This window comes from Diaphorobacter sp. HDW4A (assembly GCF_011305995.1).
In the GTDB taxonomy this organism is placed as follows: domain Bacteria; phylum Pseudomonadota; class Gammaproteobacteria; order Burkholderiales; family Burkholderiaceae_C; genus Diaphorobacter_A.
This window is the reverse complement of record NZ_CP049910.1, coordinates 928,468-952,605: the sequence shown is the minus strand read 5'-3', so window position 1 is coordinate 952,605 and position 24,138 is coordinate 928,468. Positions and strand designations below refer to the sequence as shown.

The window sequence follows — 24,138 nt, the reverse complement described above, 5'->3', positions numbered from 1 at the left end:
AGATCAAAGGAGACACATCACATGGCATCACTCGAAGGACTCAAGGTCGTCGATCTCTCGCGCGTGCTGGGCGGTCCGCTGTGCGCGCAGATTCTTGGCGACCATGGCGCGGACGTGATCAAAGTCGAGGGCCCCGAGGGCGACGAGACCCGCACCTGGGGCCCGCCGTTCGACGACGCGGGCATGGCGTCCTACTTCGCGGGAATTAACCGCAACAAACGCACGGTGTGCGTGGACGTGGCCGACCCGGCCGGGCGCGAGCTGGTGTTCAGGCTGCTGAAGGACGCCGATGTGCTGATCGAGAACTTCAAGATCGGTACGCTCGAGCGCTGGGGCATGGGTTACGAGGAAGTACTGCGCGCGCGTTTTCCACGCCTCATCCATTGCCGCGTCACAGGCTTCGGCGCGACCGGCCCGCTTGGCGGACTGCCGGGATATGACGCGGCGGTGCAGGCGCTCAGCGGACTCATGAGCATCAACGGCGATCCCGATGGTGTCGCTACGCGCATCGGCGTGCCCATCGTCGATGTGACCACCGGCCTCAACGCGGTGATCGGCATCCTCATGGCGCTGCAGGAGCGGGCGAAAAGCGGCCTCGGTCAATCGGTGGAGTCGGCTCTGTTCGACAGCGCGCTGTTCTCACTTTACCCGCATTCGATCAACACGCTGTTCACCGGCAAGCCTCCCAAACGCTCGGGCAACGGTCACCCCAATATCGCCCCCTACGACACCTACGCCACGGCCACCGAACCCATCTTTCTGGCCGTGGGCAACAACGGCCAGTTCCAGCGGATGTGCGAGGCCGTGGGCCACGCCGATCTCGCGCGCGACGAGCGCTATCTGACCAACGCCACGCGCGCGGTGAACCGCTTCGCGCTCAAGCAAGACCTGCAGGCCGCGTTCAGCGCGTTCGAGGCACAGGCGCTGTTCGAGAAACTCGTGGCGGTCGGTGTGCCCTGCGGCGTGATCCAGAACGTGGTGGATGCGCTCAAGCACCCGCACACAGCGCATCGCGGCATGATCGCCGAGGTCGATGGTTTCCGCTCGGTCGCCTCGCCGATCAAGCTCAGCCGCACCCCGGCAAGCTACCGCGTGAAGCCACAAGAGATCGGACAAAGCACGCTGACTGTGCTGCGCGAAGCCGGACTGACCGAGGCGCAGGTGGCGCATCTGCAGGCCAGCGGCGTGATCCGCCAGACGGCTCAATCAAGCTGAACTCAGCCCGTGCAAAGCGGGCAGTTTCTGCTTTCGCGCAGCCCGTGACCCGCAGGGGCAACTACAGTGGTCCTACCGCCACCCACCGCCAGTTGCACCCCTCCACCATGCCCTACACCGCCGCCGCTCTCCTTTGTCTGGTCGTCCACGTGAGCGATGGCGACAGCCTGTTTACACGCTGTCACGCATCAGGCTCGTCGATCGCTTGGCCCGAAAAAGTACGCATCGCCGACATCGACGCACCGGAACTCAGCCAGAACTTTGGCCGCGAGTCCAAGGCGCACCTTGAAGCACTGTGCCTCGGCAAAGAAGCCGAAATCGCCACCGTCACCCGCGACCAGTACGAGCGCTTGGTCGCCCACGTGCGCTGCGGCGGTGTCGATGCGGCCAGTGCCCAGTTGCAGAGCGGTCAGGCGTGGCTGTACACATGGCGCCACAAGCCCATTCCCGCGATGCAGTCATTGCAGGACCGGGCGCAGGCGCAGCGCCTCGGTCTGTGGTCAGAAGCACGACCGCAGGCCCCGTGGAACTACCGCAAGCAGCATCCCCCGTACAGCCGGGAATGACCCGATCCGCGCTAGGCGCACATATCCGGGCACCAGCGAAAATTCCCCCAGCTTGTTAGCATCCCCTTCGCAGCGCGCCTGCATCGGACTCCGTTCTGCGTTCAGGCGCTTCACACATGGCATCGCGCCGTGGCTGTCGCTCACAACAACGTACAACATCGATCGCAAGCCATCTTCCTCCCGTGCCACAGCCCGTCCAAACTCCTCCGTCCCCGTCGTCCGCAGAGCCGCAAAGCATCTACCGACACTCCGCATTTCTCTCCTTCATGGCATCGCGCCTGCTGGCCGTGTTCGCCACGCAGGTGCAGGCTGTCGTCGTCGCCTGGCAGGTCTACGACCTCACGCGCTCGCCGATGGCGCTCGCCTACGTGGGCCTCGCGCAGTTCCTGCCAATGCTGGTGCTGTTGCTACCCGCCGGTGACCTGATCGACCGCTTCGCGCGCAAGCCGATTCTGGCGACCAGTTGGGCGGTCGGCGCCGTCTGCAGCGCGCTGCTGTGGTGGCTTTCCGGGCATGGCGCTGCGGGCGTCGGTGGCATTTATGCGGTGCTGGTGCTGTTCGGCTGCTCCCGTGCGTTTTCGGGCCCGGCGCTGCAAAGCCTGCTGCCGCAGATCGTCGCGCGCGAGCAGTTGGCGCAGGCCATCGCGGCCAACAGCATGATCATGCGCTCGGCCTCCATCGGCGGCCCGTTTCTCGGCGGCGTGCTCTACGCCATCGGTGGCGGCCAGCTGACCTATGCCGTCTGCTGTGCCTGCCTGGTCCTTGGCACCGCACTGCTCGTGTGGCTCGTGCCCGTGAAGTTCGCATCCCCGCCCGCGCCTGTGCAGGGCACGATGTTCGATCGCTTCGGCGCGGGCATCCGCTTCATCCGCACCCGCCCCATCATTCTGGGCACCATCTCGCTCGACCTGTTTGCCGTGCTGCTCGGCGGCGTGATCGCGCTGCTGCCGATCTACGCCCACGAGGTGCTGCATGTCGGCCCGCAAGGCCTCGGTGCACTGCGAAGCGCCATGGCCATTGGCGAGGTGAGCGCCGGTCTCTACCTCAGCTTGCATCCGTTCAACCGCAAGGTCGGCCGCACCATGTTCCTCGCCGTCGCCGTCTTCGGCCTTGCCAATCTGGTGTTCTCGCTGTCCACGGTGTTCGCGGTCTCGTTCATCGCACTGATGATCGCGGGTGCGGCCGACATGGTCAGCGTCTACATCCGGGGTGCACTCGTGCAGTTCTCCACACCCGACCACATGCGCGGCCGGGTGAACGCGGTCAATATGCTGTTCATCGGCTCATCCAACGAACTCGGCGAATTCCGTGCAGGCACCAGCGCCGCATGGGCCGGCGCCGTGCCAGCCGCCGTGCTGGGCGGTGTCTGCACGCTCGCCGTGGTGGGCCTGTGGTCCCGCATTTTTCCGACGCTGCGCGACGTGGACAAGTTCGAAGAAGCCGCCAGACAAGGAGATCAATGACCCTAGGAAGGCGCGAGCAACGCGAAGTGCCGCACCCTCCTCTTCCCAACTGCCTTGCGGCGGTTGTTCGAGCGGGGCGCGCAGCGTAAAGCGCGTTCTGCCGCAGGTATTGAAAGCGCGTTTGGGGTTACTTTGAGAGCGCAAGCAAAAAGTGATTGCGTCGCCGAGCGCAATCCCGGCCCCGGAACGCAACCACTGCGCTGCGGCAGAAGTCCAGCACTCAATCCAAGTGCACGAGGACGAAAATCTCAGGCCTTGAACGTCCCACTGAGCAGTTCAGGCAAGCGCTCAGCCGCCATGCGGAAACCACAGGCCTGCGCATGTCCGCCGCCGCCCATGCTCACCGCCAGCACCGAGCAGTCGTAACCACGCTGTGATCGCAGACCGGCCTTGATCTGGCCTTCCGATCCGACCTGCCACATCAGTGCAAACGTGCCGCTTTCAGCTGAAAGAAGATCGCCGACGAGGCTGTGGAACGCACCCGGCGCATTCACCATCACGCCCTGCTCGCCATTGAAGTTGACGGGCTGCGCATCGCGCGCGATGTCGGCCGCGAGGTTGCGGAATTTCTCGTCCATGGCAGCGCCGCGCGCGACAAAGGAGGTCAACTGCTCGGGTGTGAAATCGGCGATTTCCTGCCAACGCTGCAGATCAAACGGCTCGAGATCGAGCGCCGAGACAAAGCCGCGCGTCTGCGGATACTGCCAGCGCCACAGATCGCGGTCTTCGACGAAGCGGATGAGTTCGGGCACGGGCGCATCGCCATGAAAGAATTCCCAGGACAGGCGGGCACCGGACTTGTTCATGTCAAAGTGCACGACACCGCAGCGGCAGCGGTAGTTGCCGAGTTCGCGCTGCGCGCTGATGTGGTGATCAAGCAGCACGAGCTTGGCCGCACGTTCGTCGATCTGCGAAAGAATCTCGGCGTTGAACGAGAAGTCGAGGATGTAGACGGCTCGGCCTTCAAGCGGCGGCAAATCGTCCATGGTCTTCACCTGTCCGTGCGTGAGGCCCACACATTCCACCTCACCCTCGTAAAACTGCCAGGCTGCCCACGCCGCCGAGAAACCGTCCGCACATCGTCCGTGGTAGAGGATGAGCGGCGAAGGATCATCGCGCCGGGCCTGCACGAGCAGGGACAAAGGCAGAATGGTCGGACTCTTGGGCGATGCGCTGACAGTGATGTTCATGCTTATCATTGTCATACCAATCACAGGCTATGCTTGTCGCTTATTGACCATTTTTTCCTATCGTCATAGTGTTGTCCGAGAACCGTCCCGCCCCACTGCCCCCCCTCGAATTGCTCTGGCGCGACGAACACGTGGTGGCAGTCTACAAACCTGCGGGCTGGCTGGTCCACCGCACTGGGCTGGATGCGGGCGAAACGCGCTTTGTGATGCAGGCGCTGCGCAACCAGCTCGGACGGCATGTCTATCCGGTTCACCGGCTGGACAAAGGCACCTGCGGCGTGCTGGTCATGGGCCTGCATTCGGACGCCGCGCACGAACTGGCGCAAGCCTTTCAGCGCCACGATGTGGACAAGGAATATCTAGCGCTGGTGCGCGGCTGGGCCCCGCCGCTCAGTGATGTGGACCACGCGCTGCGTCCCGACGATGCGCCGCCCGACGCGCCCGTGCAGGATGCGCACACGCAGCTGCGCTGCATCGCGCGGCTTGAGTTGCCCATCGCGAGCGATCCGCGTTTTGAACACACACGCGCATCGCTCGTGCATGCCACACCGTTCACCGGCCGTCGCCACCAGATCCGCAGGCATCTGAAGCACATCGCCCACCCGATTCTGGGCGACGCCACGCACGGCAAGGGCCCGCTCAACCGCTGGTGGGCCACGCAGTTGGGCCTGCAGCGGCTGTGGCTGCACGCTTGGAAGCTGTCGATTCCGCATCCGGTAACCGGCGAGCGGCTGCATCTGCACAGCGGGCTATCGCTTCGCCAGGCTGGCACGACACCGCCCAACCCGGACCTGCGCGATTGGCATGATCGCGTGCTCAGCATGCCATGGGTGCATGCCAGCGAGGGCGATGATGTCAAACGTTCCGCGTAACGGATTGGAATCGCGCTCTGGTCTGACACGCAATCGCCATCCAGTGCGCCTCTAATGGAGAGGTCATTCATTGCCCGGATCGCCCGGTGCCTGATCTTGGCTCAACCACCAGGAGACACACCATGTCAGCCCCTGCCACCATTCACGGCCTCGTCACCTATCGCGAAGGCGAAGGCGTTCCCATGACCATTCCGGAAGGTCCGGTCGATCTGGACTATGCGCCTGACAGCGTCACAATCAGCTGGATGGACGACTCCAGAACCGCTGGACTCACGGCCATCCCGCGTGATGAATACGACCGCTATATTCGCGAAGGCAAGATCAAATTGCATCCCAAAAAGATGTGAGTGGCCCTGTGCCCCGCCGCACTCCGCCACATTCAACCGTGGTGCGGCACCGCATTGCCCACGCGAGGCTTGCGCTGCACCTGGAGTTCACGAAAGCTCACCACCAGCAGCACGGCCGTGGTGAGCCAGCCCATCACCAGCAGGTTGGCGTAAAAGCCCACGGGCACCAGCGCCAGTAGCGCAATCGCACCCGCGATGTGCGACATCGGCACACAGCCATAGACCACCTGCTTGTAGAACGCGCTGCCCAGCAGATACACCGCCGGTCCGCCGACCAGCGTGAACACCTGCGCGGTGCTCAGCATGCTGTAGGGATGGGCCATCACCAGATCATTGCCCACCGCACTACCGATGATGCCAGCCACCAGCACCACGTGGATGTAATGGAAATACGCCCCGATGCGGCCCGGGTCATCGGATGTGGTGATGACCGTGTTCGCATCCTTGCTCGAGGTGCCGAAATACAGCCACCACATCGCCAGGGTACCGAAGAAGGTGGCACCCAACGCAAGCAGCAAGCCGAGGCCCCAATGCTCCTCCTTGGACAGCACGGCGCCGGTGGCGATCAGCGTCTCGCCGAGCGCAACGATCACGAACAATTGGCAGCGCTCGACCAGATGCGCGCCTTCGATGGTCCACTCGCTTGTCGATGAGCGGCCCAGCCCCGGCAACGCAAAGCCGATCATCGGCGAGAAGTACTCGCAGGCGATGGCCACCAGCCACAGGGCGATGCGCCATTCATGTTCAGCAAACGCGCCCGCGATCCAGAAGACACCTGCGATGCTCAGCCAGCCCAGCATGCGCCGGTAGTTGGGCGCCATTGGGTGCGATGGCCCAAGCAGCCACACCACATAGGCCGTGCGCCCCACCTGCATGGCCACATAACTACATGCAAAGATCACGCCCTTGGCGCCATAGGCCTCGGGAATCGCGCAGGCCATGAACAGTGCCAGCAGCATCGAGACGAACACCACACCGCGAATCGCCGGTGCTTCAGGGTTGAACCAGTTGGTGAACCAGCAGGTGTATTGCCAACCAAGCCAGACGCCGAACCAGAGGATCAGCGTCTCGACAAGCCCGGCGAAGCTCAGGTGGTGCAGCAGCGCATGGCTGAGCTGCGTGACCGCGAACACATAGACCAAGTCAAAGAACAGCTCTTCATAGGTGACCTTGGCATGGTGGCCGTCACGATGGCGCAGCAGCGACAGCGCGCGCGGGCCATTCGAAGAGGATAGAGATGAAGAAGCAGCATGCAGATCCGGGTTGCCGTTGTTGTGATTCATGATGGAACAACTCAATCAAGCGATGCACACCATCATAAACCGACTATTTCAGCGGCAAACTCCCATCAGCGCGAGCACGCCGCTTCACTTCAGTTACTCATGGCGCTTCGCACCTCTCAGCGCATAAAACTGGCGCGGCCGAAGCGAGGGCCGCCGCGCAAGGGCCGCCCCGCCGCACTGGCTGCGTCCCACTCCCGGAAGCGAGAGAGGGGAAGGCGCGAAGCGACTCAGGGGGTGTTTCCTCTCCGTTCACTCCGGCGTGCGAGGGCGCTCGCGGCTCGGGGCCTTGCGCTTCTTGCGCTTGTCCAGTTCGGCCTTCTTGAGTGCGCGCGCCTCTTCCTTGACTGCCGCTTCGGCCAGCCAGCCCTCGTACTCGGCCGGGGTTTCGAGCGAAACACGCCCCAGCACGCCGCCACGAAAATCCGTCAGCACAATCTCAGAGGCCTTCTGCATATTGAGCTTGCCGCCCGGCATCACCGCGCCGCGCTTGCGGGCGATCTTCTCGAGCACTTCGTCGTCGTGCAGCGCGCCGATCTCGGCCGCGTCTAGCCCGAGCTTGTAGCGCTCATTCAGCTGCGCGCCATAGTGCAGCTTGAGGTAGGCGAGCAGATCGAGCACCACGCTTTCCTCGTCGTAGGCATTGCGGCCCACTGCACCGGAAGCGGCCAGGCGATCCCCGCTCTGGCTGACGATGATGCGCGGCCACAGCATGCCGGGGGTGTCCCACAGATAGAAATCGTCGGCCAGCACGATGCGCTGCTCGACCTTGGTGATCCCGGCCTCGTCGCCGGTCTTGGCCTGACGCTTGTCTGAGAGCGTGTTGATCAGCGTGGACTTGCCCACGTTGGGAATGCCGCAGATCAGCACTCGCATCGGCTTCGCGAGGCCCGCGCGCGTGGGTGCGAGCTTGCGGCAGCCCTCAATGAGTTTGCGTGCAGGGGCCGCGTCGGAGGCGTCCAGCGCAATCGCATGCGTCTCGAGCTTGGCGTTGTACCAATCGAGCCAGAGCGGCGTGCGCGTCGGATCGGCCAGATCCTGCTTGTTGATCACCTTGAGCGCGGGCTTGTGGCCGGTGAGCTCGGCCAGCAGCGGGTTGGCGCTGGAGCCCGGCAGGCGCGCGTCAAGCATCTCGATGACCACATCGATGTCCTTGATGCGCTCCTCGATCGCCTTGCGCGTCAGGTGCATATGACCGGGAAACCATTGAATGGCCATGGAACTGTACTTTCACGAATAGAGACTGAATCGGGAGACAAGGATAATCAGGCTTTTGCATCAGCAAGCGTGGCCGCGTGCCGCGCCCCGCCCTCACATGTCTGCCCCCACTACACCGTCGCGCAAACTCGACAACGATGTGCTTTTCAAAGGCGTCATCTGCGCCCTTATCGGCGCGATCATTCTTCTGGCGCCGTATTTTTCCCGCTCGCCGGACGTGCAGGATTTGATGCGCCAAGCCTATATTGTCGGCTGGTTTGCCTTGGCGCTCGGAATTGCCTTTCTCGTGCAATACGCCGTGCGCCTCAAAAAGCGCCGCGTGCTCGACGCCGAAACCGCCTCTTACCTAGAGCAGAACACGCCCAAATCCAGGTCGAAACGTCGCGATAAGTGAGACAAGTGAGCCTCGCGCCGCTCGACGTTCCCCTCCAGCAACTGGCCACTGCGCGCATCACGGGCGAGCTGGCACAAGCACGCCAGCTGTTCGCCGCGCTGCAAAAGCACGCGCAAGCACTCGGCATCGCACTGCGCCGCCCCCCGCCCGAGCCCGACACCTGCTGCGGGCGCGGCTGCAATGGCTGCATCTGGGAGGGCTTTTACGCTGCCACCGAATTCTGGCGGCAGGACGCCGTCGAGGCCTGCCAGCACGCGCTTGCATCCTCGGGCATGATCGGCACAGAATCCGGCAGCGGTCCCTGAACCCACAGCGCCTGCAGTTCACCGGGGCCAGCGCCAACAAGCCATCTTTTTGAAAGCACGAAAAGCACGCCATGGAGACAACCCCCAAAGCCCCCACGACATCGAACGTCCCACGCACCGGCGGCCAGGTCCTCGTCGATCAGCTTGTGCTGCATGGTGTGAAGCAACTCTTCTGCGTACCCGGCGAAAGCTATCTGGCTGCGCTCGATGCGCTGCATGACGCCAAGGTCGAGGTCACCATCTGCCGCCAGGAAGGCGGCGCCACCATGATGGCGGAGGCCCAGGGCAAGCTCACTGGCGAGCCCGGCATCTGCTTCGTCACGCGCGGACCGGGTGCGACCAACGCCTCCGCAGGCATCCACATCGCGCATCAGGATTCGACGCCGCTGATCGTCTTCGTCGGCCAGGTCGCGCGCGGCATGATGGAGCGCGAGGCGTTTCAGGAACTCGACTACAGCGCCGTCTTCGGCACCATGACCAAATGGACCGTGCAGATCGACGATGCCGCCCGCATCCCCGAGCTGGTCTCACGCGCCTTCCATGTCGCCACGTCCGGCAGACCCGGCCCGGTCGTCATCGCCCTGCCCGAAGACATGCTGACCGACATGGTCACCGCGCCCGACGCACGCCCCTACTCCGTCAACGAAATTCACCCCGGCGCGGACGCCATCGCCGAGCTCAAGCAGCGCCTTGAAAAAGCCGAGCGCCCCGTCGTCATCGTCGGCGGCACGCGCTGGAACGAGGCTGCCGTGCAAAATCTCGTCAGCTTCGCGAACCACTGGCAGATCCCGGTCTACTGCTCGTTCCGCCGCCAGATGCTGTTCCCCGCGAACCACGCAAGCTACGGCGGCGATCTGGGTTTGGGCGTCAACCCCAAGCTGCTCGCCCGCATCCGCGCCAGCGATCTGGTCATCGTGCTCGGCGGTCGCCTGTCGGAAATCGCATCGCAGAGCTTCGAGCTCTTCAACATCCCCGAGCCGCAGCAGGCCATGGTTCACATCCATGCCGACGCCAATGAACTCGGCCGCCTCTACCACGCGGCCCAGTCCATCAACGCCACGCCCCAGCCCACGGCCACTGCGCTCGCAGCGATGGGCCAACCCGCCTCCGCGCCGCGATGGGCACAGCACACACAAGACGCCCACGCCGAATACCTCGCATGGAGTGATCCCGCCAAGATCCAGATCCCCGGCGACCTGCAGATGGGTGCCGTGATGGGCCACCTGCGCGAGGTGCTCCCGGCTGACACCATCTTCTGCAACGGCGCAGGCAACTTTGCCACCTGGGTGCACCGCTTCTGGCCCTTCACCTCCTTTGCCAGCCAACTCGCGCCCACCAGCGGCTCGATGGGCTACGGCCCACCGGCAGGCGTGGGCGCCAAGCGCCTGTGGCCCCAGCGTGAAGTGGTGATCTTCGCGGGCGACGGCGACTTCCTCATGCACGGCCAGGAGTTCGCCACCGCCATCCAGTACCAGTTGCCGATCATCGTCGTGCTGCTCGACAATGCCATGTACGGCACCATCCGCATGCACCAGGAACGCGAATACCCCGGCCGTGTGAGCGGCACCGAGTTGAAAAACCCAGACTTCGCCGCCTACGCCAAGGCCTTCGGCGGCCACGGCGAAACCGTGCGCACAACGGAAGACTTCGCCCCCGCCCTGGCCCGCGCACGCGCCAGCGGACTGCCAAGCATTCTGCACTGCTTCATCGACCCCGAAGCGATTACCCCAACGGGGACGTTGAGCGGGATACGGAAGGCGGCCGAGGCAAGGTTGCAAACCTAACGAGTTCACCGCAAGAAAACACTCCATGGGGCCGTTGCATTGCCCTATGGTTGTCTTCAAACAAGTTCAGCCCTTACTTCATCCAGGTTGCTCATCCAATTGCGAGCTGGAACTCTTGTCACTCAGAGTCCTTTCTCAGCATTTACCTAGACAATGCCGCGTGTATTGAGTTGCGGTCATCTTGAATTTCGTCGATATCATCGACTCCTCAAATCAAAAATATGGGGGAGTACATGGGCGCTCGAATTTCATTGCCTCGAACCACTATTGCAGCACTGTCCATCTGCGCGCTGGCACCGTTATCCAATGCATTTGAACTGCATCCCAAACCGCTGAGTACGGAAGTGAAACTTGCCAAGCTCAATGGCATTTCCTTTCGTGCGATATACCCAGCTATCGAATTTGGTGTTCATGCCTTTGCAGATTCTACGCATGAGGCACTTACCAGAATGGCATACGAATGCCCTATGGGCAACTTGATTGACTGTCAGGATGAAGCTTTCGACGTAGCGCCGCTAGGCGTGATCGCAGGGGTGCGCTGGAACGACGATCCGCCGTTTCAGTTCGCCAAGGGACAAGGCAACTATGCGGCCTGCAAAGACCTGATCGACAAACGTGCACAGGAACACAAGGACCCTCCGACCATCAGTTTTTCCTTGTCGGTAATTTGCTGGCGCAATCACTTCAATGCGATCAGCAAGGAGTCCATGGCGACAGGGGCCGTGTTCAACGCGTCAAATGCCACGTTGCTGGCTCGATCGCATTTTGGCGATCTTCAATTTCTACACGCCATGGCGTCAAGATCGCAAGAGTCCCCAGAAGAAACTCAAGAGAAGCTGCTGATGTGGGCCGAGTTCATGTGGCGAGTCCAGACTCACGACAGAACGGAATATCTTCCGGGCACCACGCGCATGGGACGCATTCCCATACAAGGGATGAGCGAGCACTTCCCCACGCAAGAAGAGCGAAGCATTGAGCAACTTTTCACGGTTGGCCGTCCATGGTTACGCAGACAACTTGGCGACATGGCATTCGGCAGCCTGCTGCACATGATCCAAGATAGCTTTTCAGGTGGTCATGTTCAACGAAGAATAAAGAATGACGACAGCTGCGGCATTCCGCAGATCGTGCGATTTCACTCCTATACGGGGCAAGACGCCTCGGCGCACAAGCAAAGCGACAAGATTTCACGAGCCTCCGACAAGATCAGCGCAGGAGAAGCTCCCGTAATCGATATCACGAAGCAACTGATTCAGATGCGTGAGGATCGCGAAATGAATTGGCCATACGTGAGAACCTATCTGAAAAATTGCGTCCTCCGCTTAGCACCAGACGCTCTCATGGCCGACACGCATGTCGATCACTGATGGTCGGGGTTGACTCTGGATGTCATCCGAAGATGATCGCCGCGCCCCTCGAAAGCAGCAATCTCGGCCGAGTGGCTACTGACGCCGCCGTATACTCCGCGCTCAAAATTTAAGCACCTGTGAAATGCTTTTGAAAGACAAAATCATCCGTTCGGCCACCCTCCTCGTCCTTCTGGGCCTGACCGCCTGCGGCAGCAATCCGCCCGAGAAAACCGGCTCGACTGCTCCGACGACGGGCTCGACGGGTGCTGCCCATCCACCCATCAAGATCGGCCTCGCCCTCGGCGGTGGCGCGGCCAAGGGGTTTGCACACATCGGCGTGATCAAGATGCTCGAGGCCAATGGCTTCACGCCTGCCGTGATTTCCGGCACCAGTGCGGGGAGCGTGGTGGGGGCTATGTATGCGAGCGGTATGTCGTCGTTCGAGCTTCAGGAAAAAGCCGTGGCACTTGACGAGGCGAAGATCCGCGATCTGCAGCTATCCTCCGGTGGGCTGGTGCAGGGTCAAAAGCTCGAGGACTATGTGAACGAGCAGGTCCGCAACAAGCCGCTCGACAAGCTGGGCAAGCCGTTTGTGGCGGTGGCGACAAGGCTCGAGGATGGTGAGCGCACCGTGTTCGCCATCGGCAACACAGGTCAGGCGGTGCGCGCATCAAGCAGCGTGCCGGGCGTGTTCCAGCCGGTCAGCATCGGCAAGTACCACTATGTCGACGGCGGCATCACCAGCCCAGTACCGGTGGATGCCGCGCGCAAGTTGGGGGCCGACATCGTGATCGCAGTCGACATCTCGAACAAGGCGCGTGGCGCGACGCCCACCAACATGCTGGGCGCGCTGGGCCAGTCGATTGCAATCATGGGACAGAAGCTCGGCGCTGCCGAACTGGAACGCGCGGACGTGACGATCCGCCCCAAGGTTCTGGACATTGGCCCCGCCGATTTCGGCCAGCGCGCCACCGCGATTGTCGAAGGCGAAAAAGCCGCCGTGGCCGCCATGCCCGAGATCCGCAAGCGCGTGGCCGAGCTGCAGGCGCAGCGCGCGCAGGCGGTGAAGCTGGCGCAGCAGCAGGCCGACGAGGCTCGATTTCAGAAGTGCATGAGTGACCGTTCGAGCATGCAGAAGCTCTCTGGCATGGTGGGGCTTGACGGGGCTTGCGAGAAGCCCTGACGAGAACAGTTGCTGCGCCCTATTTCGCCAGCAACTGATCCGCATCCTTGCGAATCTGCGCGGCGAGCAGGATCGCCTGCTCCAGGCGCCGCTCGAACCACGGCATCAGATCGGCATCCCATCCCTGCGGGACATGCTCAGGGCCGGGAGCAAAGGTGGGCTCACGGATCGGCTCTGCGGGTTCATCCGCATCTATCGTGTCGATGATGATTTCCTTGCCGCTCAATAGATTGGTGATGCGCTCCATGGCACGGGTGAGCGGTTGCTCCAGACGCTCACGATTCAAGTTGCCACGGCGCATGAGCAGCAAGGTCTTCACGGCGGTGAGCTGCGCGAGCATCTGGTAGGCGTGGGCCTGCAGCAGCTCGAGCGGCTGCAGCGGCGGACGCACGGCGCGCGGCTCTTTGAGCGAGCGTTCGGCGGCCAGCACCAGCGCGGTGAGGCTGTCGTACGCATCCTTGCGGGCGAGGCGCCATTTGAGCTCGGGCGTGTTGTCCACGGCGTCGAGCTGGATCAGATCGAGCGCGGTGCGTGCATGGTCGATCTGCGATTTGACGACGCGGCGCACGAGGTTGGGAATCTGCGAACGCTCCCACGAAGGCAACACGTATGAGAACAGCCAGGCGATGCCCGCGCCGAGCAGCGTGTCCACCGTGCGCTCGAACAGCGCGAACACCGTGCTCGACGACGCGCTAATCATGTGCGACTGGATCAGGCCCAGCACGGTGGCCGCCACCGCCGTGTAGAGATACATGCGCAGCGCCAAACCGTGTGCCACCGACTGCGCCACCGTGAGGCACAGAATCATCGCCAGATAGCCGGGATGCAACGACAGGATGGACAGCGCTAGCACGCAGCCCAGCAAGGTGCCGCCCACACGCAGATTGCGCCGCTCCAAGGTCTGCGCGAGCGAGCCGCGCAGCACCACAACGATGGTGAGAAAAATCCAGTATTCGTGCGTGCCCCAGGGCAGCAGCAGCGAGATGACATAAGCCGTCGCGATGGCCAGCGCCGCGCGCACCGCATGCCTGAGCGCCGGAGCGCCCCAGCTCCACAGCGTGTAGAACGGCTTGATCGACCAGGCCACAGGGCTCACGAACAAGTGCCAACTGGTGCGCACCGCAGCGAGATTGGGCTTGCCCTCGCCACGCGCCAGGGCGAACAGGCGCTGCACCTCGTCATTCAAATTGGCCATGCGCTCGGCCAATGAATGCACCAGCGCATCGGGGCTCGGATTGCGCGAGGTGATGAGACGGTTCGGATCGCTCTGCATCGCATCTTCGTCCACGGCCCAGCGCAGGCTCTCGAGTTGCGCGCGATGGTCCATGGGGCGCTCGGGCTTGCGGCCGAACAGCATGGCATCGGCCAGCATGTCGGTCTCTTTGGCCAGCAGAAACAGCATGTCGTGCATCTGCGCGAGCACACTGTGATGACCCGCGTGCTGCTTGAGCGCGTCGAGGTCGAGTGCCCCGGCGATCATGTGGTCGCGCATGTCGAGCACATGCAGCAGCATGGCCGCAAGGCGCTGGCGCGGCAGCGTGTCGGGCGACTCGAACACCACGTCGCGCGTGGACTGGATCTGGTCGGCCAGCGCCGCCTGCCGCGCGAGCAGGCGGCTGATGAGCCCGCCCGCTGCCTCGCTGCGCGTCTCGGGCGTGTCCTCGCCGAATTGCCTTGCCTGCAGGCGCATCAGATCGGCCAGCGACAGCAGCGTGTCCGCCAGCAGCAGCACCCGGTAGCGCGGATTGAGCCAGCGGTGGACGATGCACGAATAGAGCACATACAGGAACGCACCGAGCGCAAAGTAGCCGGTCACGCTGAGCGCCGCCGACAGCCGTTTGACCTCTTCGTTGGGCGGCACGGCCAGCGAGAAGATCATCGCGAACATCAGCGCAATAGCGATGGGCGCACCCCTCTTTCCCCAAGCCATGCCCAAGAACACGACGAAGGTGCAGACCACGATGAGAATGCCCAGCTCCAGCGGCGAGCTGTGCAGCATCTGCACGGCAAAGAACAGCGGCACGCCGAGAATCGGCGTGGGAATCATCTGGCGGAACTTGCCCTTGCGCGGCCCGGCCACGTCGGGCGGGATGGCGACCACGGCGCCCAGCGCCGCAGCCGCACCGGCCTCGGTGCCGAGCACAAGGCCCACGCCTGCAGAGATCAGCAGATAGCCCAGCGCCACGGCATAGCCGTTGGTCATGTAGTAGCTCAGCAGCACGCGCAGAATCGCGCGTGCGTGCGCTTCAAGGGCAACGCGAGACATGCGCGCTGCCAGCAGCTTCATCCAAGCTGCTCCACCGACATGTAGCGCTCGCGCCATGCTTCAAAGGGCATGTCGTCGGCGTCTTCGATGGCGCGTTGCGCGGCCACGGATGTGTCGCTCATCGCCACATAGCGCTGCTGCTGCTCCTGCGTCCACGGACGATTCATGAGCTGATCGCGTGCGGCCTGCGAATGCGCGGAAGTGAACGCGATGAAATTGCTGTCGTACTGCGCAATCAGTTCGCGCAGCACATGGGCCGACGGTGTGGTGTCGGGCGCGTCGAAGAGCTTGAGCGCGGCCTGCAGCGCCTTGGCATGTGCATCACTGCCTTCAGCGGCATCGAGCGTCGCAGCAATCGGCAGGCATTCTTCGAGCACCTGTCGGCCCCAGTCGGCCAGCGCGATGTTCTGGCCATTCTTCACCAATTGCAGGCCAGGCTCGCGGCCTCGCTCTGCGGTCATGTGCTGGTTGTTCTTGAGCTGGGCGATTTCCTCGGGCGTGTCCGGCGGGCTGTCGGAGTACAAACAGTGCAGCAGGAACACATCAAGCACGCGCATGGTGTCGGCATTGATGCCAACCGATTCAAACGGGTCGAGGTCCATCAGGCGCACCTCGACATACTCCACGCCGCGCTCGCGCAGCGCGTGCAACGGACGCTCGCCACTCTTCGTCGTGCGCTTGGGGCGTATGGTGCCGTAGAACTCGTTCTCGATCTGCAGCAGGCTGGTGCCGAGCTGGTTGTATTCGCCACCAGGGTTGCGCACACCGATCTGCTCGTACGCAGGATACGGACGCGTGAGTGCCTCGTGCAGCGAGTTGGCATAGCCTTCCAGCCCGTTGTAGCTCACAGCCAGCGTGGCCTGTGCATCGCTCTGATAGCCAAGACGGCCCATGCGCAGCGAGGTGGCATGCGGCAGATACAGCGCGCGCTTGCCATCACCCAGCGGTTTGAGCGCATGCTCGCGACCCTCAACAAAGCTTGGACACAGCGCGGGCGATGCGCCGAACAGATACAGCAGCACAAACGCATGGCGGCGGAAATTGCGGATCAGGCTGAAGTACTCTTCGCTCGTCACACCGGGCAGCGACCAGTTGTAGTGGATACCCGAAATCGTCTGCATGCGGCGACCATAGCGATGGCCTAGCCCCATGCGGTAGACGCTCTTGGAGCGGCCCGAGTTTGACAGACCATAGCGGCCAAGCGGAATCGTCTCGTCCGTGGGCAGCACGCAGGGCATGCTCGAGACCCACAGCGTTTCATCATTACAGTGCGAAGTCAGCTCGCGATGCACGAACTGGTGCACCTCGACCAGTTCGTCCAGGCAAGCCTGCACGGTGGGCTGCACGCCAGTGATGAGCTCGAGCTGCGACTCGCTGTAGTCGGTGGTGATATGTGGATGTGTCAGGGCAGACCCCAATCCCTTGGGATGCGGTGTCAATGCCAGAGCGCCAGTGGGCAGTGCCCTCAACCCCTCTTTTTCAATGCCGCGACGCATGCCCGCCAAGCGCTCCTTCGAGAGCGCGGCGATGTGCTGTTGCAAGGTATTTGTCATTCTGTGTGCGCTTCCATCACTGATGTGAGGGGGTGGAACTTAGCACGGAGTGCTACTGCCTGCCGAAATCCGACTCAAGCGCCTGTCGGAATCGGGGAAACCGTCCTTGGGCTGCAATGATTCCTCAAATTGAGGTAAGCAGCCTGCCGGATGACTTCCCGCTTTCTACCTGGCAGCTTGTCCGTCAGCGCCCACTCCTTACGGCGGCGATGGCCTTTTCGAATTCGTGCGCTCCCTGCTCCATGCCGCCCGATGGGACCTTCTCGCCACGGCGATCCGTGACGGTCGCGAGTTGCTCGGCCAGCTTCTCCGGAACGTCGGCACCCACACCCAAGTGGATTCCCTCGGTCATAGTAATGTGCGCGGCCTCGAACGAGCCTGCACCCGCTAGCAGGATGGTGCGTGTGGGCGCGCTCTCGTGGGCCAGCACCAGCATCGCCGGCACGACCGATTCGGGCGTGAGCGCGTCCAGCACCTGCTCGGGCATCAGGCCTTCGGTCATGCGCGTATGGGCCGTGGGCGCGAGGGCATTCACATGGATGCCATACTTCACGCCCTCGATGGCCAGCGTCTGCATCAGCCCGACCTGCGCCAGCTTGGCCGCGCCGTAGTTGGCTTGGCCGAAGTTGCCGTACAGTCCCGTGGACGAGGTGGTCATCACGATACGGCCGTACTTCTGCTCAATCATGTACGGCCACACGGCCTTGCAGCAGTTGGCCGCGCCCATCAGATGGACGTCGACAACCAGACGGAAGTCCGCCATGTCCATCTTCGCGAACGACTTGTCGCGCAGGATGCCCGCGTTGTTCACGAGGATGTCCACCCGTCCCCAGGTGTTGATGGCCTGTTGCACCATGCCCTGCACGGCGGCGAAATCAGTCACCGACGCGCCATTGGCAATCGCCTCGCCACCGGCGGCGCGGATCTCGGCCACCACGGCCTCAGCGGCGCCTACCGATCCACCGCTGCCGTCCACCGCCCCACCCAGATCGTTGACCAGCACCTTGGCGCCGCGTGCGGCCAACGCCAGCGCGTGCTGCTTGCCCAGACCGCCACCCGCGCCGGTCACAATTGCCACCTTGCCATCAAAGCGAATTGCCATACTTTTTGCTCCCGATCAATTAGCGTGCAAGTTGCGCCCGGCCACGGAGTGTGGGGAAAAGGCCAACCCGCATCGAACCGCACGCATGTTAGTACGTCAATCGCCGCAGCAGCCACGATTTGGAGTCGCGTTCGCTACAGGTTTGCGCCAGATCGCAGCCCGCCTTGAGTCCTAGGGTTATCCCTTGATTTGATGGACAACTATGTGGATAACTGTGGACATAACGGGTATTTGATGCGTAAGTCATTGATTTACAACAAGTCACATTCCGACGCACATTTTTTAGGCATGCCCCGCGAATTCATTTTCCTGTCACGCCCGCCTGCCAAGCGACTGGCGAGCGGGTTGTTCAGGCAATCGCTGCACAATCCTGTGGATAACCGTGAACAAGGCCTGTATTGGGGCTCCAACCCTTTGATTTCAAAGGACTTCAATCCCAATGCTCAATTTTTGGGCAAAAGCAAAAATTGTTATCCCTGAGCGCATTGGACAATCATGGGGATAACTCTGGATAAACGCCAAAATATCGCGCCAAGTCGTTGATTTTAAATACTCACACTTGCATCGCTCAAAAAATGGGCAGCGCGTGCCTGTGCGGTTTTGAACCCTTTTGTTTGTGCTAGCCATTTTCCACGCGCTAAGATAGATGGTTCCGTGCCTTGCTTTCAATCGTTCGCCATGAGTTCCATCCCCAACGTCGCTCCCTTCTTCATCGCCAAAGTGGGTGACGACGGCACACAGGTGGACGCATGGCCCGATCAACCGCTGCTCGCCTCGCTTGAGCAAGGTGGCGTAGACTGGCCCAGCTCCTGCCGCAACGGTACCTGTCGCACCTGCATCGGCTTTCTCACCAAGGGCGAGGTGCGCTACGAAATCGAGTGGCCCGGGCTCTCGCCAGAGGAAAAAACCGAAGGCTGGGTGCTGCCCTGCTGCGCCTATCCGCTGACCGATCTGCACATAGAAACCAGCTCCATCTGACGCCTTGCTGCAGGCAATCCGGGCTGCTCTCTGATTTCATTCGCCGCACTGCCAGCGCAGAGCATCGGCAGTGGACTAAAATTGCGTCCTTCGGGATTTGGAATCCCTCAACCGGGTGGCCCGCTGGCCGCATCGCATGTTCTTTAGGGGCTGCCCGCAACGGGCCTTTTTGCCACATCCGCTGAAACGACACATCGTTTCGCTGGCAAGAAGCACATGGCCGACCGCTGGGGAACTGCCGTGCCCAGCAGGACGCACGGCCTCCATCGAAAGCTTCGCATGAATTCCCCCATCAAGCCCGTGCCGGTTTCCTCCGTCGAAGAAATCGTCGCCGAAATGCGCGCTGGCCGCATCGTCATCCTGGTGGATGAAGAAGACCGCGAAAACGAAGGCGACTTGGTGCTCGCCTCCGACCATGTGACGCCCGAGGCCATCAACTTCATGGCCAAGTTCGGTCGCGGCCTTATCTGCCTGACGCTCTCGCGCGAACGCTGCGAGCTGCTGAACTTGCCGCCCATGGTGGCACGCAACGGCACCAAGATGGGTACCGCCTTCACCGTTTCCATTGAAGCCGCCGAAGGCGTGACCACCGGCATCTCTGCCGCGGACCGCTCGCGCACCGTGCAAGCGGCCGTCGCCAAGCATGCCAAGGCCGCCGATCTGGTGCAGCCAGGTCACATCTTTCCCCTGCAGGCTGTGGATGGCGGCGTGCTCATGCGCGCCGGTCACACTGAAGCCGGTTGCGACTTGGCCGCGATGGCGGGCTGCTCGCCTTCTGCCGTGATCTGCGAGGTGATGAAGGACGACGGCACGATGGCGCGTCTGCCCGATCTGCAGCTGTTCGCCGCCGAACACGGCCTCAAGATCGGCACGATTGCCGACCTCATTCAATACCGCAGCCGCCACGAATCACTGGTGCAGAAGGTCAGCTCGCGTGAGCTGGAAACCGCCTTCGGCACTTTTACCGCACATGCATTCCATGAAGAAACCAGCAACGCGGTGCACCTGGCACTCGTGATGGGGTCATGGGGCGACGACGACTCCGTGCCTGTGCGCGTGCACGAGCCGCTGTCCGTGCTGGACTCACTGGAGATCAACCGCTCTATGCACTCATGGGGTCTGCAACCCAGCCTCGACTACATCGCAAGCCAAGGCAAGGGCGTGGCCGTGCTGCTGAACTGCGGCGAGAGCGGTGAGCAACTACTCGAACAATTCGACGGCAAGGCGCGCTCGGCGCACGCCCCCGAACGTGGCCGCATGGACCTTCGCAGCTATGGCGTGGGCGCGCAGATCCTGCGCGAAATGGGCGTCAAGAAAATGCAGTTGCTCGGCCAGCCGCGTCGCATGCCCAGCATGGCGGGCTACGACCTCGAAATCACCGGATACATCCCCAAGGACTGAACATTATGCAAGGCGCAAACAAAGGCTCCGACATCAACCTGGACGGAGAAGGCCTGACGATCGGCATCGTTCAGGCCCGCTTCAATGAAGACATCACGAACGCGCTGTTCGACGCCTGCCATGCAGAGCTGATCAAGCTCGGCGTGGATGCCAACAGCATCGACCACATCACCGTACCCGGCGCGCTGGAAGTGCCGCTGGCGCTGCAGACGCTCGCCAATCGCGGTGAATACGACGCACTGATCGCACTCGGCTGCATCATCCGCGGCGAAACCTACCACTTCGAACTGGTGGCCAACGAATCTGGCGCGGGCGTGACCCGCATTGGCCTCGACTACGACCTGCCGATCGCCAACGCCATTCTCACCACCGAGAACATGGAACAAGCCATCACCCGCCAGACCGAAAAGGGTGTCGACGCCGCACGCGTGGCCGTGGAAATGGCGCTGCTGGTCAACCAGTTGGCGATTCCCGAAGACGAACTCATCGATATCCTGAACGGAGAGCAACCAGAATGAGTGCCCTGAACGCACCCCGCCCTCCCCGCCAGCCGCGCAAGGGCATGACCAGCACTGGAGCGCGCAAGGCTGCCTCCAAATCGGGCCGCAGCCGCGCACGTGAGTTCGTGCTGCAGGCCCTGTACCAGTACATCGTGAGCGGCAACGACGCCAACGATATCGACCTGTTCACGCGTGACCTCTCGGGCTTCAACAAGGCCGACATTGCACACTACGACGCCGTGCTGCATGGCTGCATCACCACCGCCGAAGACCTCGACAAGCTCATCGAGCCCAAGCTCGACCGCAAGCTCTCCGAAATCTCGCCCATCGAACACGGAGTGATGTGGATCGGTGTGTATGAGTTCCAACACTGCATGGATGTGCCATGGCGCGTCGTCCTCAACGAATGCATCGAACTCGCCAAGGAATTCGGCGGCACCGACGGCCACAAGTATGTGAACGGCGTGCTCAACGGCCTCGCCCCGCAACTGCGCCCAGTCGAAGTGACAGCCGACAAGCAAAAGGCACCAACAGAAGAATCCGGCGAATAAGCACGCAAATGAAGGCCAACAGCCCCCGCTCCCGCCAGCCGGAGCGGGCCTGAGAAGCGCAACGGGCGCATGAACCTTCAGCCCCGACGCCAAGACAGCCCCTCAGGCCAGGCATCGAAGCCGCAGACAGTACTCTCGTACGGCAAGGCTTCGCAACAACGCATGAGGGGCTGTATTGGCGCCCCCCTGAACGACCAGCCCATCGAAACCACAAGGTTTCGTTAACCCCAAGACACAGCGAAAACAGCGAAATGAAATTCTCACAGCGCGCGGAACGTATTGAACCTTTCTACGTGATGGAAGTGGCCAAGGCCGCGCAGCAACTCGCCCGTGAAGTCGCTGGCACGAACAACCCGATGATCTTCCTGAACATCGGCGAGCCTGACTTCACCGCCCCGCTATTGGTCCAGGAAGCCGCAGATCGCGCGGTGCGCGCTGGCATCACCCAGTACACGAATGCGTTGGGCCTCGAAGCACTGCGCGAGAAAATCAGTGAGTGGTATCTCACCCGCTTCGGCGTGAACGTTCCTGCGCGCCGCATTGTGGTCACGGCCGGTGCTTCGGCCGCGCTGCAACTGGCCTGCCTCGCGCTCATCGAAAAGGGCGACGAGATTCTGATGCCCGACCCGAGCTATCCCTGCAATCGCCACTTTGTGAGTGCAGCCGATGGCAATGCGGTGCTGATTCCCACCACCGCTGAAGAGCGCTACCAGTTGAGCGCCGCCAAAGTCGAGGCCGCATGGGGCGACAAGACGCGCGGCGTGCTGCTCGCCTCGCCATCGAACCCGACCGGCACATCCATTGCACCCGATGAGCTGCGCCAAATTCACAAGGTGGTGAAGGAGCGCGGCGGCATTACCATCATCGACGAGATCTATCTCGGCTTGTCGTACGACGACGCCTTCGGCCAGACGGCGCTCGCCATTGATGACGACATCATCAGCATCAACAGCTTCAGCAAGTACTTCAACATGACCGGCTGGCGCCTCGGCTGGATGGTCGTGCCCGACGCCATGGTGCCGGTGATCGAGCGCATGGCGCAGAACCTGTTCATCTGCGCGAGCACCATCTCGCAACATGCCGCGCTCGCCTGCTTCGAACCCGACAGCATCGCCGAATACGAACAGCGCCGCGCGCAATTCAAGGCGCGCCGCGACTACTTCATCCCCGCGCTCAACGCACTCGGTCTGTCCGTACCCGTCATGCCCGATGGCGCGTTCTACGCCTGGGCCGACTGCACCGAGGCCGCGCAGAAGATCGGCGTCGATGGCAGTTGGGACTTCGCACTCGAAGTGATGAAACGCTCACATCTCGCAATCACGCCGGGCCGCGATTTCGGCACGGCCGACACCCGCCGCTTCGTGCGTTTTTCGACCGCCAATTCAATGACCCAGTTGCAAGAGGCGATTGCCCGCCTCCAGCAGCTCATCGGCTGAACGCGAAGTTGAAAGAACGACGAGGCCACTCCGAATGAACAGGACAAACCACAACAAAGGTGAAACGATGGCATTCGAGTGGCCCGTCAGAATCTACTGGGAAGACACTGACGCCGGTGGCATCGTCTTCTACGCCAACTACCTCAAATTCTTCGAACGCGCCCGCACCGAATGGCTGCGCTCCATCGGTTTCGGCCAGCACGACATGCGGGAACAAACCGGTGGAATGTTTGTCGTAACGGGAGCCGATCTGCGCTATCACCGACCCGCGCGGCTCGACGATGAACTGATTGTTACTGCCGCTGTCAGCGAAACGGGCAGAGCTTCGTTAACAATAGAACAGAAGGCGCTTCTCAAGTCAGCGCAGATGAACCAGGCAACCTCTCCCGTACTTTTGTGTGAAGCGTCCATCCGCATCGGCTGGGTGGATGCAGGCACGATGCGTCCTTCGCGAATTCCTGGCCCTCTTTTGGAACAACTCTCATCATGAATCAAGATATGTCCATCGCGAGCCTGGTGCTCAATGCCAGCTGGGTGGTTCAAATAGTCATGCTCCTGCTGCTCGGTGTCTCCGTCGCAAGCTGGGCAGCCATTTTCAGAAAGCTGTTTGCGCTCAAACGCGTCAAGGCACTCAACGAAGAGTTCGAGCGCGAGTTCTGGTCAGGCAACAGCCTGAACGATCTCTACGCCAGCGCCGCGCAGAACGCCAAGCAGGCCGGCCCGATGGAACGCATCTTCGCCAGCGGCATGCGCGAATACCAAAAGCTGCGCGAGCGCCGCATCAGCGATCCCGGCACCCTGCTTGACGGCGCACGCCGCGCCATGCGCGCGAGCTTCCAGCGCGAGATGGATGTGGTCGAATCGAGCCTGTCCTTCCTCGGCTCTGTCGCCTCGGTCAGCCCGTATGTCGGTCTGTTCGGCACGGTCTGGGGGATCATGCACGCGTTCACCGGCTTTGCCGGCATGGAACAGGTCACGCTCGCCACCGTCGCGCCAGGCATCGCCGAAGCGCTGGTGGCCACCGCCATCGGTCTGTTCGCGGCCATTCCCGCAGTGATCGCCTACAACCGATTCGCACGCGACATCGACCGCGTCGCCACCCACCAGGAAACCTTCATCGAAGAGTTCTCCAACATCCTGCAGCGCAACCTGGGCGGCCAGCCCGGCACGTCTTCGGGTCACTGA

The 24,138-nt window shown here is 62.3% G+C and carries 23 protein-coding genes; 17 read left to right on the top strand and 6 right to left on the bottom strand.

The window, feature by feature from the left end:
• The first annotated feature begins 21 nt into the window (after positions 1 to 21).
• From G7047_RS04255 to G7047_RS04245, 3 genes are all read left to right on the top strand, one after another.
• Positions 22 to 1,215: a CaiB/BaiF CoA-transferase family protein gene (locus tag G7047_RS04255; protein WP_166301182.1), complete on the top strand. Its 1,194-nt coding sequence runs from the start codon at positions 22 to 24 to the stop codon at positions 1,213 to 1,215.
• Between the two features lie 44 nt (positions 1,216 to 1,259).
• Positions 1,260 to 1,781: a thermonuclease family protein gene (locus tag G7047_RS04250; RefSeq protein WP_240939369.1), complete on the top strand. Its 522-nt coding sequence runs from the start codon at positions 1,260 to 1,262 to the stop codon at positions 1,779 to 1,781.
• A 182-nt stretch (positions 1,782 to 1,963) separates the two neighbouring features.
• The gene (locus G7047_RS04245) at positions 1,964 to 3,244 is read left to right on the top strand and encodes an MFS transporter (protein WP_371813849.1); all 1,281 of its coding nucleotides are present in this window, start codon (positions 1,964 to 1,966) and stop codon (positions 3,242 to 3,244) included.
• Between the two features lie 248 nt (positions 3,245 to 3,492).
• Here G7047_RS04245 and G7047_RS04240 read toward each other — a convergent pair whose 3' ends face one another.
• Positions 3,493 to 4,434, bottom strand: a complete 942-nt coding sequence (locus tag G7047_RS04240) for a DHH family phosphoesterase (RefSeq protein ID WP_166301176.1) — start codon at positions 4,432 to 4,434, stop codon at positions 3,493 to 3,495.
• A gap of 71 nt (positions 4,435 to 4,505) precedes the next feature.
• Between G7047_RS04240 and G7047_RS04235 the strand changes: the two genes are divergently transcribed.
• Complete coding sequence (locus G7047_RS04235) at positions 4,506 to 5,306, top strand: pseudouridine synthase (RefSeq protein ID WP_371813848.1); 801 nt, start codon at positions 4,506 to 4,508, stop codon at positions 5,304 to 5,306.
• Between the two features lie 122 nt (positions 5,307 to 5,428).
• Entirely contained in the window at positions 5,429 to 5,653 is a 225-nt protein-coding gene (locus tag G7047_RS04230) for a hypothetical protein (protein WP_166301173.1), read from the top strand.
• Between the two features lie 32 nt (positions 5,654 to 5,685).
• Here G7047_RS04230 and G7047_RS04225 read toward each other — a convergent pair whose 3' ends face one another.
• Positions 5,686 to 6,936 carry a low temperature requirement protein A gene (locus G7047_RS04225; protein ID WP_166301170.1) on the bottom strand — a complete coding sequence of 417 codons (1,251 nt, stop codon included), beginning with the start codon at positions 6,934 to 6,936 and terminating at the stop codon, positions 5,686 to 5,688.
• A 249-nt stretch (positions 6,937 to 7,185) separates the two neighbouring features.
• Positions 7,186 to 8,151, bottom strand: coding sequence for a ribosome biogenesis GTPase YlqF (gene ylqF / locus G7047_RS04220; RefSeq protein WP_166301167.1), 966 nt, complete (start codon positions 8,149 to 8,151; stop codon positions 7,186 to 7,188).
• Between the two features lie 97 nt (positions 8,152 to 8,248).
• Between ylqF and G7047_RS04215 the strand changes: the two genes are divergently transcribed.
• The 5 genes from G7047_RS04215 to G7047_RS04195 all read left to right on the top strand — a co-directional run bounded on the left by G7047_RS04215 (position 8,249) and on the right by G7047_RS04195 (position 13,166).
• On the top strand, positions 8,249 to 8,545 hold the full coding sequence (locus tag G7047_RS04215) for a hypothetical protein (protein ID WP_371813847.1): 297 nt from the start codon (positions 8,249 to 8,251) through the stop codon (positions 8,543 to 8,545).
• The gene (locus G7047_RS04210) at positions 8,542 to 8,850 is read left to right on the top strand and encodes an oxidoreductase-like domain-containing protein (protein ID WP_371813846.1); all 309 of its coding nucleotides are present in this window, start codon (positions 8,542 to 8,544) and stop codon (positions 8,848 to 8,850) included. Before G7047_RS04215 ends, G7047_RS04210 begins: the two co-directional genes overlap by 4 nt.
• 71 nt (positions 8,851 to 8,921) lie before the next feature.
• On the top strand, positions 8,922 to 10,634 hold the full coding sequence (locus G7047_RS04205) for a thiamine pyrophosphate-binding protein (RefSeq protein ID WP_166301164.1): 1,713 nt from the start codon (positions 8,922 to 8,924) through the stop codon (positions 10,632 to 10,634).
• 233 nt (positions 10,635 to 10,867) lie between these two features.
• Positions 10,868 to 12,001 carry a hypothetical protein gene (locus tag G7047_RS04200; RefSeq protein WP_166301161.1) on the top strand — a complete coding sequence of 378 codons (1,134 nt, stop codon included), beginning with the start codon at positions 10,868 to 10,870 and terminating at the stop codon, positions 11,999 to 12,001.
• Between the two features lie 124 nt (positions 12,002 to 12,125).
• Positions 12,126 to 13,166: a patatin-like phospholipase family protein gene (locus G7047_RS04195; RefSeq protein WP_166301158.1), complete on the top strand. Its 1,041-nt coding sequence runs from the start codon at positions 12,126 to 12,128 to the stop codon at positions 13,164 to 13,166.
• 19 nt (positions 13,167 to 13,185) lie between these two features.
• Here G7047_RS04195 and G7047_RS04190 read toward each other — a convergent pair whose 3' ends face one another.
• The 3 genes from G7047_RS04190 to G7047_RS04180 form a co-directional block, all read right to left on the bottom strand.
• Positions 13,186 to 15,453 carry an FUSC family protein gene (locus tag G7047_RS04190; RefSeq protein WP_240939368.1) on the bottom strand — a complete coding sequence of 756 codons (2,268 nt, stop codon included), beginning with the start codon at positions 15,451 to 15,453 and terminating at the stop codon, positions 13,186 to 13,188.
• On the bottom strand, positions 15,450 to 16,985 hold the full coding sequence (gshA, locus tag G7047_RS04185; protein ID WP_166301155.1) for a glutamate--cysteine ligase: 1,536 nt from the start codon (positions 16,983 to 16,985) through the stop codon (positions 15,450 to 15,452). Before gshA ends, G7047_RS04190 begins: the two co-directional genes overlap by 4 nt.
• A gap of 184 nt (positions 16,986 to 17,169) precedes the next feature.
• Positions 17,170 to 18,087 carry an SDR family NAD(P)-dependent oxidoreductase gene (locus G7047_RS04180; RefSeq protein ID WP_166301152.1) on the bottom strand — a complete coding sequence of 306 codons (918 nt, stop codon included), beginning with the start codon at positions 18,085 to 18,087 and terminating at the stop codon, positions 17,170 to 17,172.
• Between the two features lie 678 nt (positions 18,088 to 18,765).
• Between G7047_RS04180 and G7047_RS04175 the strand changes: the two genes are divergently transcribed.
• From G7047_RS04175 to tolQ, 7 genes are all read left to right on the top strand, one after another.
• Positions 18,766 to 19,065 carry a 2Fe-2S iron-sulfur cluster binding domain-containing protein gene (locus tag G7047_RS04175; protein WP_166301149.1) on the top strand — a complete coding sequence of 100 codons (300 nt, stop codon included), beginning with the start codon at positions 18,766 to 18,768 and terminating at the stop codon, positions 19,063 to 19,065.
• 279 nt (positions 19,066 to 19,344) lie between these two features.
• Positions 19,345 to 20,466: a bifunctional 3,4-dihydroxy-2-butanone-4-phosphate synthase/GTP cyclohydrolase II gene (gene ribBA, locus G7047_RS04170; RefSeq protein WP_166301146.1), complete on the top strand. Its 1,122-nt coding sequence runs from the start codon at positions 19,345 to 19,347 to the stop codon at positions 20,464 to 20,466.
• Positions 20,467 to 20,471: 5 nt separating this feature from the next.
• Positions 20,472 to 20,984, top strand: a complete 513-nt coding sequence (gene ribH / locus G7047_RS04165) for a 6,7-dimethyl-8-ribityllumazine synthase (protein ID WP_166301143.1) — start codon at positions 20,472 to 20,474, stop codon at positions 20,982 to 20,984.
• A complete protein-coding gene (gene nusB / locus G7047_RS04160; protein ID WP_166301140.1) occupies positions 20,981 to 21,517 on the top strand; it encodes a transcription antitermination factor NusB in 537 nt (178 codons plus the stop codon). Before ribH ends, nusB begins: the two co-directional genes overlap by 4 nt.
• A gap of 251 nt (positions 21,518 to 21,768) precedes the next feature.
• Positions 21,769 to 22,953: a pyridoxal phosphate-dependent aminotransferase gene (locus G7047_RS04155; RefSeq protein ID WP_166301137.1), complete on the top strand. Its 1,185-nt coding sequence runs from the start codon at positions 21,769 to 21,771 to the stop codon at positions 22,951 to 22,953.
• 67 nt (positions 22,954 to 23,020) lie between these two features.
• Positions 23,021 to 23,443, top strand: a complete 423-nt coding sequence (gene ybgC, locus G7047_RS04150; RefSeq protein WP_166311871.1) for a tol-pal system-associated acyl-CoA thioesterase — start codon at positions 23,021 to 23,023, stop codon at positions 23,441 to 23,443.
• Entirely contained in the window at positions 23,437 to 24,138 is a 702-nt protein-coding gene (tolQ, locus tag G7047_RS04145) for a protein TolQ (RefSeq protein WP_166311872.1), read from the top strand. Before ybgC ends, tolQ begins: the two co-directional genes overlap by 7 nt.